10 protein-coding genes and 2 pseudogenes are annotated in these 9769 nt (G+C 59.3%); 3 read left to right on the plus strand and 9 right to left on the minus strand.

What is annotated here, in order from left to right; translation table 11 throughout:
- The 9 genes and pseudogenes from ACNKID_RS01910 to pal all read right to left on the minus strand — a co-directional run.
- A pseudogene (locus ACNKID_RS01910) lies at nt 1-299 on the minus strand (cobalamin biosynthesis protein CbiG); the annotation flags it as partial.
- 34 nt (nt 300-333) lie between these two features.
- Nucleotides 334-915 carry a guanylate kinase gene (gmk, locus tag ACNKID_RS01915; protein WP_417911741.1) on the minus strand — a complete coding sequence of 194 codons (582 nt, stop codon included), beginning with the start codon at nt 913-915 and terminating at the stop codon, nt 334-336.
- On the minus strand, nt 908-1207 hold the full coding sequence (locus ACNKID_RS01920; protein WP_417911742.1) for a DUF370 domain-containing protein: 300 nt from the start codon (nt 1205-1207) through the stop codon (nt 908-910). Before ACNKID_RS01920 ends, gmk begins: the two co-directional genes overlap by 8 nt.
- Nucleotides 1207-1824, minus strand: coding sequence for a class I SAM-dependent methyltransferase (locus tag ACNKID_RS01925; RefSeq protein ID WP_417911743.1), 618 nt, complete (start codon nt 1822-1824; stop codon nt 1207-1209). The genes ACNKID_RS01920 and ACNKID_RS01925 overlap by 1 nt, the downstream gene beginning before the upstream one ends.
- A gap of 354 nt (nt 1825-2178) precedes the next feature.
- On the minus strand, nt 2179-3054 hold the full coding sequence (locus ACNKID_RS01930; protein WP_417911744.1) for a YicC/YloC family endoribonuclease: 876 nt from the start codon (nt 3052-3054) through the stop codon (nt 2179-2181).
- Nucleotides 3054-4040: a D-glycero-beta-D-manno-heptose-7-phosphate kinase gene (gene rfaE1, locus ACNKID_RS01935; RefSeq protein ID WP_417911745.1), complete on the minus strand. Its 987-nt coding sequence runs from the start codon at nt 4038-4040 to the stop codon at nt 3054-3056. Before rfaE1 ends, ACNKID_RS01930 begins: the two co-directional genes overlap by 1 nt.
- A complete protein-coding gene (locus ACNKID_RS01940; protein ID WP_417911746.1) occupies nt 4040-4861 on the minus strand; it encodes a DUF3786 domain-containing protein in 822 nt (273 codons plus the stop codon). Before ACNKID_RS01940 ends, rfaE1 begins: the two co-directional genes overlap by 1 nt.
- 15 nt (nt 4862-4876) lie before the next feature.
- Complete coding sequence (locus ACNKID_RS01945) at nt 4877-5386, minus strand: OmpH family outer membrane protein (protein ID WP_417911747.1); 510 nt, start codon at nt 5384-5386, stop codon at nt 4877-4879.
- Nucleotides 5387-5525: 139 nt separating this feature from the next.
- Complete coding sequence (pal, locus tag ACNKID_RS01950) at nt 5526-6071, minus strand: peptidoglycan-associated lipoprotein Pal (RefSeq protein ID WP_417911748.1); 546 nt, start codon at nt 6069-6071, stop codon at nt 5526-5528.
- Between the two features lie 214 nt (nt 6072-6285).
- On the opposite strand from pal, the gene glgP reads away from it, so the two are divergent.
- The 3 genes and pseudogenes from glgP to ACNKID_RS01965 all read left to right on the plus strand — a co-directional run.
- Nucleotides 6286-8502 carry an alpha-glucan family phosphorylase gene (glgP, locus tag ACNKID_RS01955; protein WP_417911749.1) on the plus strand — a complete coding sequence of 739 codons (2217 nt, stop codon included), beginning with the start codon at nt 6286-6288 and terminating at the stop codon, nt 8500-8502.
- A gap of 30 nt (nt 8503-8532) precedes the next feature.
- Nucleotides 8533-8964, plus strand: coding sequence for a hypothetical protein (locus ACNKID_RS01960; RefSeq protein ID WP_417911750.1), 432 nt, complete (start codon nt 8533-8535; stop codon nt 8962-8964).
- Nucleotides 8964-9769 (plus strand): annotated as a pseudogene (locus ACNKID_RS01965) (radical SAM protein); the annotation flags it as partial. The gene ACNKID_RS01960 and the pseudogene ACNKID_RS01965, both read left to right, overlap by 1 nt.

Here is a 9769-nt window from a genome sequence, read left to right on the forward strand (position 1 = left end):
TCATTGCCGCCGCCAAGATGACCTGAGAGCAGCGAAATGGCGAACTGCCCCTGCTCGTCGCAGACCACCACTGCCGGATCGGCAGTTTTGTCACGGAGCAGCGGGGCGATGCAGCGCACCACGATTCCTGCGGCCATGATGCAGATCAGGCTGTCATAATCCTGCCAGACGCGGGCGAGCGTCTCCTGCACCTTGCCCCTGCTGCGCAGCTGCTCGCTGCCGGGCAGCAGGGCAGCCAGCCGTTCAGCAAGCAGGCTGCCGCCTTTGGTCAGGGCGATGATGGCCGTGCGGGAAGACATATGCTGAAGAGGCTGGCTGTGCTGCCGCCGCTGTTCAGGCTGTGCGCCGTTTCCGGCAGCGTTCGGCAATAATGATGGAACTCAGCTCAAGCGCAGCCTGCTCCAGCCGGTCGTTGATGATCAAATATGTGTAGGCGGGAGCGGACTCCATTTCCTTGGCCGCATTGGCGAGACGGCGGCGCAGGCTCTCTTCACTCTCGGTGCCGCGACCGCGCAGCCGCCGTTCCAGCTCCGTCAATGAGGGCGGAGCGATAAAAATTGTCACTGGCTGAGCGTTGCGGCGCACCTGCTCTGCGCCCTGCACATCAATGTCGAGGATCACATCCATCCCTGCGGCCAGACGGCTGTCCACCTCCTGCCTTGATGTGCCGTAGCAGTTGCCGTGCACTTCCGCCCACTCGAGAAAGCCTGAAGGCTGACAGTCACGGACAGCTTTGAACTCCTCCAGGCTGACAAAGTGATAATCACGGCCGTTGACCTCGCCGGTCCTTGGCTGGCGGGTGGTGTGCGAGACCGAGAAGGAAAGGCCGGACAGCCTCTCCATCACCTGCCGCAGCAGTGTGGTTTTGCCGCAGCCGGACGGCGCGGACAGAACAAACAACAGGCCTTCATTCATGGCTGTTCTCCTCCAAGTGCAGCAGGCGGGACGGGCTGGCCTGCTCTTTCTCAAGGGCGGCCAAACGCTGGCTGATGGTCTCAGGCTGGACCGATGTCAGGACAAGATGGCCGCTGTCCAAGATAATGATGCCGCGCGTGCGGCGGCCTTCAGTCACATCAATCAGGCGCTGCTCCTGCTTGGCTTCTTCCTTGAGTTTGCGGATAGGCGACGAGCCTGGATTGACCACCGCCAAGATGCGGCTGATTTTCACAGCGTTGCCAAAGCCGATGTTGATGAGCCGGTTGTCCATTATGAATGACGTGCGAACAGCCCATAAACATACGGGCGGGGCTGGCCGGAAGGATTGATGTAAGTATGCTCTTCAGCGGCGATCAGGGTGAAATCATTGCCCAGACGCAGGGACATTTCTGCAATGGAATAACGATGCAGCTCAAGGCCGGCGCATTTCGCCGCCCCGGCGGTTGAAAACTCCGCCAGCAAGACATGGCCGCCAGGCCGCAGCACCGAACGCAGATTGGCAAAATAGCCCTGAATCTCCTCTTCTTGCAGCAGGAAATGCAGCACCGCCCGGTCTATCCAAAGATCAGCCGCCCCGGCGAGCGCAGCCGACAGCGGCTGAGCAATGTCATGATGCAGCAGCGTGATCTGCTCATGTTCTCCTCTGCGTTCGCGCAGCTTCTGCAAGGCAACTGCGCTGATGTCGTTGAGGATGAGCGCATAGCCTCTGGCTGAGAGCGCGTCCACAAGCAGCGAGGTGCCTGCGCCCGGCAGGAACACTGCCGCCGCTGTCTGCGGCAGCAGATCGAGGAATTTCAAGGTCTGGGAGACATCCTTCTCATGCCAGCCAAGCTCCGCATCTTGCTTGCTGGAAAAAATCGCGTCCCAGTGCGCAGCCCGGACAGTCATCGTTCACTCCCGAAAAATTTAACGGTCGCAGTTTTGGAAAAACATCGGTCGTGATTTTTAAAAACCACGGGCGTGAAAAAATTTTTTATCGAGCGTGATTTCCTAAAACCACGGCCGTGAAAAGTTCCGGTTACGGGCGATGTTTGGTCTGAACATCGGCCGTGAAAAGATCCGTTGTCGGCCGTGGTTTTCTAAAACATCGGGCGTGATTTTTAAAAACATCGGCCGATGTTTTTTCTGACATGCAGAGCAGGATGATTCCGGGCAGCGGCGTGATGAGCAACGGCTCAACGCCGCAGGCAGGGCCTGCATCTGCCCGCCTCACGCGCGTTCACAGGGCTGAGCCGCTGCCGTTTATTCGAGATTCTGCACCTGCTCGCGCAGCTTCTCGATCTCGTTTTTCATCTCCACGCCCAGCCGGGCAACAGCGGCGTTGGATATCTTCGAGGCCAGCGTGTTGACCTCGCGCAGGAACTCTTGCAGGAGGAAATCCAGCCGTCTGCCGCACGGCTCGCCGCTGTCAAGAAAGCTGCGGAACTGGCTGATGTGGCTGGTCAGACGGACAATCTCCTCGGTGACATCGGCCTTGTCCGCCATGATGGCAGCCTCTTGGGCCAAGCGGGCCGGGTCAATGTCCACGCCTGCCAGCAGCCGTCTGATCCTGTCTTGCAGCTCCTGATGCCGCTGCTCAACAATCTGAGGAATGGCACTGGCCACCTCCCTGACTGTGGCTGCAAACGCATCAAGACGGGTGTTCAGCTCCTCCTTGAGGCTCTGCCCTTCCTGCTCGCGCATGTGTTCGCAGTCGGCCAAGGCGGCAAGGACAGCGCGCTCGATCAGCGGCCATTCCTGCTCCACGTCCAGGCTCTGCTCCTGCTGGACAATGATGCCGCGCTGAGCCAGCAGGTCGTTCAGGCTGAACTGGCAGTCCAGCCCAAGCTCCTCTTTCAGCTGCAGCAGGCAGCGGTGATACTGCCGGGCTAGCTCCACGTCCACCGACAAAAGCGGCGCGGCTGCGGCAGGGCCACGGAAGGAGAGGCAAAGCTCCACCCGGCCCCGGTCCATTTGTCCGGCCACGATCTTCTTCACCCGCTCTTCCAGCCCGCTGAAGGCGGCGGGCAAGACCACGCGCTGATCCAGAAAACGGTGGTTGACGGTGCGGATTTCCGCTGTCCAGCTCTGCTCTCCTGCCTCGCCACGGCCAAAGCCGGTCATGCTGCGGGGCCGCATCACAAGCCCTCCGCCGCCAAGGCTGTCAGCAGTTCATCCCGGCTGGCAGAGGCGGTGCCGACTTTGCCCACCACTATTCCTGCGGCATGATTGGCGATGACAGCCGCCTCGGTCATCGAGCAGCCAGCAGCCAAACCCAGGGAGAGGGCCGCCGCGACTGTGTCCCCTGCGCCGGTCACATCATACACTTCTTTAGCCATAGTTGGAATCAGCACCATGTCGTTTTCTCCTTCCAGAAGCGCCATGCCTGCCTCACCTCGAGTGATCAGCACTGCCGTGCAGGCCAGGTCTTTTTTAACAGCGCGGGCCGCAGCAAGCAGCGAGGCTTCATCAGTGATCTCAACGCCGCTGATCTTGGCCGCTTCAAAGTTGTTCGGGGTGATGACTGTTGCCCCAGAGAACAGGGCCGCATTGACTGGTTTAGGATCAACGATCAGCGGCAGCGGATGTTTTTCGCTCCGCAGCTGGGCCAGCAGCTCGTGCAGACGGCACATCAGCGGGCCGCTGATCACGCCTTTGGCGTAATCCGAAACAAGCACCGCATCAAAGCCAGCAAGATTCTTTTCCAAATAGGCCAGCAGCCGCTGCAAAGTCAGCGCGGACGGCGGGCCGCTCTGCTCGCGGTCATAGCGCACCACCTGCTGCCGCTGCGCCACCACCCGTGTTTTGATCGTGGTCGGACGGCTGCCTTTGATCAGGCCGTCGGTTGGCGCGCCTGCGGCCTGCATCAGGGAGAGCAGCTCGTTGCCCATCACATCATCACCAATGATGCCGCATAAAGCGCAGCGGCCGCCGAGCGAGACGATGTTCCGCACCACGTTGGCGCTGCCGCCAAGAAGCAGCTCCTCTTTGGTCACATTGACCACAGGCACCGGAGCTTCCGGGGATATCCGTGTGACTGTGCCCCAGATGAACTGGTCAAGAATAACATCGCCGATGACGAGAATATTGGCCTCGGCAAAACGGTCAATTGCATCACGCAGCATCAGCGGTCAAGCTCCAGCAGGCGGTCCGCCATGCGCTCGGCGGTGAAAACAAGAGATTCGAGATCCAGGAAATCCAGCACATGATGATCGAAGAGTACCTTCACCTTGGCTGCGAAGCCGTCTTCAGGCTCCGCATTCCAAAACAGCAGCAGGAGAGGAACACAGGGCAGAGCAGGGATGACAAAGGCTGCGTCCGCGCTCTGATCAGCGGGCGTTGCGCCAAGGGCTGCGCAGAGTTCGATCAGCCGTTCAACCCTGCCGCTGAAACGCTCTGCCAGCCGCTCTTCGCAGTACGCAGCCAAGGTGCGGATTTTAGAAATTGAGTTAGGCAGGCTTTCCATGCCTACCCACGTGCCGTCAGATTTCCTGTAGCTGCCCGCGCCGCCAAACCAGATATAATTATAGAGAAGAATCTGATCTCTGGGATCGGCAGGCTCAGTACCGTCAAGAAGAATGCCTGCTGCGCTCAGCCGCACCAGACGGTTCAGGAAAGCGAAGCAAAGGAGGTCAGGTGTGTCAGCCAACCACGCTGCGCCGATGCGGGGCGCAAGCTGCCGCAAGTCCAGCCCCTGCATCTTTCCGCGAAGATGCGCGGCCAAGACGGTCTGCCGCTCCTCCTCGCCGCGCTCCAGACTGTCCGCGTCCGCCGCTGCGCTGCCGTTGAGCAGCTCCTGCGGCAGTCCTTCTCGTTTGAGGTGCGGACAGCGGACAGCAGGAACTCCAGCCTTGGTCACAGCCGCCGCAAAGGCAAGGCAAGTCGGCCAACCGCACTCGCCGCAGTTGCTGCCAGGCGTGTAGCGCAGAAACTGATAAGGATTCATCCGCCAGCAGAAAAGTTATTTCAGCTTGGCGTTGAGGCTCTTTGTCACTTCGGCGGTGATGTCAATAGAGTTGTCAAAATAAAGCACCGCGTTGCTGGGCAGCACCAGCGAATAGCCCTTGCTGGCAGCGACTTCGCGGACAATGCCCTCAAGCTCCTTCATGATCGGAGCCAAATGGCGGTCCTGAAGATTCTTCATCTCCATATTGGCATTGTCCTGCTTGGCCTCCAGCTCCCGCCGCTTCTTCTGGAATTCCAGCACCTGCTCCTGTTTTTTGTCCTCGCTCCAGACTGAGGCCTTCTTTTTCATCTCATCTTGGAACGACACAAGCTGCTGCTTGTCTCCCTCCAAGGATGATTTCAGCTCTTTCATCCGCTTCTCAATTTTGTCCTTGGCGGCCAAGCCTGCCGAGGATTTGGTCAGCACGTCCTGAATGTTGAGGACGGCAAGCTTCATCTCCGCCGCAGCGACGGAAGCGGTCAACAGCAGGCACAGCGCGGCGCACAGCGCGGCAATTCTGTTCATGGTCATCTCCTTTGAAGAATGAAAAGCGTGTCGAAAAAAGGGAGGAAGGGTAAAGACTGCACGGGATGCGGCAAGCGTGTCAGGCAGGCTCTCCAGCATCCTCACCGGAGAGCTTACCTTTGCAGATCATGTCTTAGTCTTATTCAGCAAAAACGAAATCAGCCCGCCGGTTCTGCGCCCAAGACTGCTCGTCCTGACCAAAGACCAGCGGCTTCTCCTCGCCCCAGCTCACCGTCGAAATCCGGCCAGTCTCCACGCCAAGATTGCTCAGGTATTTCTTGGCCGCGTTGGCGCGCCGCTCGCCCAGCGCGAGGTTGTACTCGCGGCTGCCGCGCTCGTCGCAGTTGCCTTCAATCCGCACTTTTTTCCCGGCATTCTGTTTGAGAAAATCGCCGTTGTGCTCAATCCGGCTGACTTGATCGCCCTCAACCTTGGAAGAGTCGTAGTCAAAATACACCGGCAGCAGAGGCCCGGAGGTGCGGCCTTCGGAAATATTGCCCTGCTGACCGTCCACTCCCCCCGCAGGGGTCTCCAGAGGCTCTTGGCTTCCCAAACCCTCGCCGCCTGCGCCCGCTTCAGCCACGCTGGCCGCGTCGCCTGCTTTTTTCTTGCCGCAGCCCGTCAGGGACAGCGGTGCGGCAAATGCCATGATAACACAGAAACACAACACCTTGCTCAAACGCATCTTCATCTCCATGCTTGGGTAAGTATTTTATCGGTGCAATTCTCCCTATCGTACCAGAACAGGGGAGGAATTCAACATTTTTCTCTGCAAAAAAGGATTTCCCCTTGCAAAACCGGAGCGGCCCATCTACTCTTAACAGGTTGGAGGAGCCGGTTTTTGTCCTGAAAACAATGCCCGGCAGAGAGCGCATCATTTCCGCACACATGAGAACCCCGTGATACCGCAAAAAACAGTCAACGTCGCCAGCGCAGAGGAGCTTATCTGCACGAACCGGTTCGGCACCTTCTTTGGCGTGCCGCAGCAGGTTTTTGATCGCGTCTGGCAGGCTCTGAGCAGGCCGGAGGACAAGTCCGTGGCCTATGTCTCAATGGAAATCGGCGCGGATCCGGACATGTTTCATCCTGTGCAGGATTTTCTCCGCGCCCAAGACGGCAGAAAAAGCGACAACCCGATCTGCTCGCGCCTGATTGACAAATACCTGCGCGGCCCGCGCAAAATTCCCAACTACAGCGGCGGCCTCGGCGTGCTGGCCGGCGACACTCTCAAGAGCTTCGCTGACCTGCATATTCCTGTTTTCGCCGTTTCCCTGCTCTACCGGGAGGGGTATTTCGCCCAGCTCGTTGATTCCCGCGTCGGGCAGATTGACCAAGCCATGCAATGGAGTCCAGAGAGTACGCCGACTCTCTTTCAGCTGCAAGATCCGGACCATTCCGGTCAGCCGCTGGAGCTGACCGTGCCTTTTTTCAACGAATACGATCATCCGACCGAGGCCAAGGCCCATGTCTGGATGAAGCTGGAGATCGGCGAGGAGTTGGACTATTTTGTGCCGGAATTCCTCCTTGACTACTCCATCCCCTCCTCGCCGCCTTGGGTACGTGAGGCCGGGTTGAGGCTCTACAGTGCCAAGTCCGACATCATGAAGGCCAACCAACGGCGGATGCTCGGCTCCGGCATCCTGCCGCTGATCGAGCGGCTCGGTCTGCATCCACACACCATCCATCTTAACGAGCAGCACGGGGTGACGGTGACGCTGCATCTGATTCTCCGGCAGATTGAGCGGATGCTGGGCAGCGGCTGGCGCGAGAAAATGACCGACAAGGATATTCTCGCCGCCGCGCAGGAATCGGCCAAACATATTGTCTATACCATTCACACGCCAGTCAAGGCTGGGCATGACCGCTTCGCCCGATCGCTCTACACCGGCATCAGCCACGCCACCGGCTGCCGCATTCTTGACCTGCTCGCCAACGATCCAGAGTCGCCGCACGAGTACAACTTCACCGCCTTCGCCATGCGGGTCAACCGGGCTGTGAACAGCGTCAGCCGCCTGCACCGGGATGTGACAAGAAAGCAGTTCCAAGAATCTGCCGACAAAATCCGGGCCGTGACCAACGGCGTGCATCATCTGACTTGGATCAGCGCGGCGCGGGCGCGGGTCTTTGACAGCACCGACGAGCTGATCGGATGGCGCGACGATCCCGGCCTCTTCGGCGAGTCGCAGATTGATGATGATCCTGTCTTCCTGCGCGGCCTGAATCAAGCTTGGGAGGAGGACAACCGCATCCTTGTCACCTACGTCAATCGGATGCTGGCCGAACATCGCAACCGGATGGAGGAGACTTGGATTGACCCCCCCAACTACCTTTCGCACCTCAAGCAGGGTGAGGAGAGCCTGCTCAGTCCGGGCGTGTTCACCGTCGGCTTCGCCCGCCGCTTCTCCACCTACAAGCGGGCAGACCTGATTTTCGATAACCTTGAAGCGTTGGCGGAAATTCTGGTCAAGAGCGGCTGGCGGGTGAATTTCCTTTTCGCCGGCAAGGCGCATCCGCAGGACGAGCCGGGCAAGTCAGTGCTGAAGCTGATTCTCGACAATCAGGAAGAACTGTATCAACGGAGCAAAGGCCTTGCCCGCTTGGTCTTCCTCCCTGGCTACGACATGGCACTTGCCCGCATGATGGTCGCCGGGGTGCACACTTGGCTGAACAGTCCTAAGCGGCCCTTGGAGGCATCTGGAACCAGCGGCATGAAGGCGGCGATGAATGGAGTGCCTAATCTCAGTGTGATGGACGGCTGGTGGGTCGAGGGCTACCACGAGGGCAAGACTGGCTGGAAATTCGGCTATGAAGGGCCGATCAAGGCGGACAGCCTGAGCGAGGATCCTTCCACCCTGCTGTATGAGGAGGACTCGCGCTCTTTCTACGAGCTGCTGCCCAGCGTGCTGGAGCTGTTCTACAGCCGCCCGGACGAGTACCTCCAGCTGGCGGCGAACAACCTGCGCCTCAATGTGCCGATCTTCAACACCCATCGGATGGCGGCAGAGTATGTCCGCAAATATGAGATGCAGCTTGATCAGGAAACCGCAGCCCGAGTCCTCGGTTTTGCCAAACTCTACAAAAGCGACTCCTGCGACTGGACAGAGCCGCAGGTTTAACAGGCATAGAAAAAAAAGGAGAAAAGCAGCATGGCCCGCCATCACAACCCCAGCGGCTCCACGAACAAGGCGATAGATGCTATTGATCGCAAGCGTGAGCGTGAGCGCCGCCACATTCTCAGCAAGGCCAAAGACAACGCGCAGGAGCTGGCGGTCAAGGTCGTGCAGCGGCTTCTGGATGAGCATATCATCGAGACCAACGACCTGCAGGCCATTCAGGAGGGCATGGAGCGGCAGCTGCGCGCTCCAGCGGAGATGGAGGAGTTTGAAATCCGCCTCAAGGTGGCCGATATCCGCACCCTTGTGCCAGATCCGAACATCCTCAGCCTCTATGTAACCGCCTACATTATCAACGATCTGGTCAGTCATCCCAAGGTGCAGGATGTGTTTGGCGATGACGCGGCCATTTACGCAGCGGTGGACTCGGTGCTGTCCAAGCTCCGCTCCGGCGCGGACGACTGATGAGCCTGATGAAGCGGCCCTCGCTGGTCTTCGCCAACAGCAAGGGCGAGATTCTTGACTATGACGGCTTGGAAATGGCCGGGAGCAGCGCGGGTCAGTTTCGTCAGCCTTTGCCGGATGAGCTGATTCCTCTGCCGGAGGGCAGCGAGCTGTTTGTCCTGCCGGGCAGACTGCCAGTGGGCATCGAGCCGGAGAGCGGCGAAGCTGCCCTGCTGGATGAAAATCCGTATGACGGCAGCCCGGAGATTTCTGCTGTGGCCGCTTTCATGGCCCCGGCGCACACAGCCATCTATTCCGCCGCCTATCAGACGCAGGCCAACGCTCCGCTGCTGCCGCTTTTCGCCTACACCGCTGTCGGCTGGAAGGACGGTCAATTTGTCGTTGCCGCCTTCCGCAGCGACAGCGACATCCGACAAGACCCCAAGGGCTTCAATCAGAAGCAGATTGACAAGAAGACAGCGGCCAAGCTGAAGAAATATCCGCACAACCGCCTGATACAGCATCTGGGCAAATGCTGTCTGACTTATGCCTGCCCGGCGGCCCGCAATTATTTTTTAGGCCGCTGGGAAGCCCCTTTGCCGACCTCGCCCTGCTGCAACGCAGGCTGCATCGGCTGCATCTCCCAGCAGCCCAGCGGCTGCTGTCCCTCAACCCAAGAGCGCATCCACTTTGTTCCTGCAACCACCGAGCTGCTGGAAATCGCGGTGCCGCATCTGGAGAAGGCGGAGCGGGCGGTAGTCAGCTTTGGCCAAGGCTGCGAGGGCGAGCCGCTGCTGCAAGCCCCGACTCTCGAATCCTCCATCCG

This window comes from Candidatus Electronema sp. TJ, from assembly GCF_048287355.1.
In the GTDB taxonomy this organism is placed as follows: Bacteria; Desulfobacterota; Desulfobulbia; order Desulfobulbales; family Desulfobulbaceae; genus Electronema.

Excerpts from the sequence above, each read along its gene's own strand:
- gmk (WP_417911741.1), bottom strand. The coding sequence starts at position 915 with ATGAATGAAGGCCTGTTGTTTGTTCTGTCCGCGCCGTCCGGCTGCGGC.
- ACNKID_RS01920 (WP_417911742.1), bottom strand. The coding sequence starts at position 1,207 with ATGGACAACCGGCTCATCAACATCGGCTTTGGCAACGCTGTGAAAATC.
- ACNKID_RS01925 (WP_417911743.1), bottom strand. The coding sequence starts at position 1,824 with ATGACTGTCCGGGCTGCGCACTGGGACGCGATTTTTTCCAGCAAGCAA.
- ACNKID_RS01930 (WP_417911744.1), bottom strand. The coding sequence starts at position 3,054 with ATGCGGCCCCGCAGCATGACCGGCTTTGGCCGTGGCGAGGCAGGAGAG.
- rfaE1 (WP_417911745.1), bottom strand. The coding sequence starts at position 4,040 with ATGCTGCGTGATGCAATTGACCGTTTTGCCGAGGCCAATATTCTCGTC.
- ACNKID_RS01940 (WP_417911746.1), bottom strand. The coding sequence starts at position 4,861 with ATGAATCCTTATCAGTTTCTGCGCTACACGCCTGGCAGCAACTGCGGC.
- ACNKID_RS01945 (WP_417911747.1), bottom strand. The coding sequence starts at position 5,386 with ATGAACAGAATTGCCGCGCTGTGCGCCGCGCTGTGCCTGCTGTTGACC.
- pal (WP_417911748.1), bottom strand. The coding sequence starts at position 6,071 with ATGCGTTTGAGCAAGGTGTTGTGTTTCTGTGTTATCATGGCATTTGCC.
- ACNKID_RS01960 (WP_417911750.1), top strand. The coding sequence starts at position 8,533 with ATGGCCCGCCATCACAACCCCAGCGGCTCCACGAACAAGGCGATAGAT.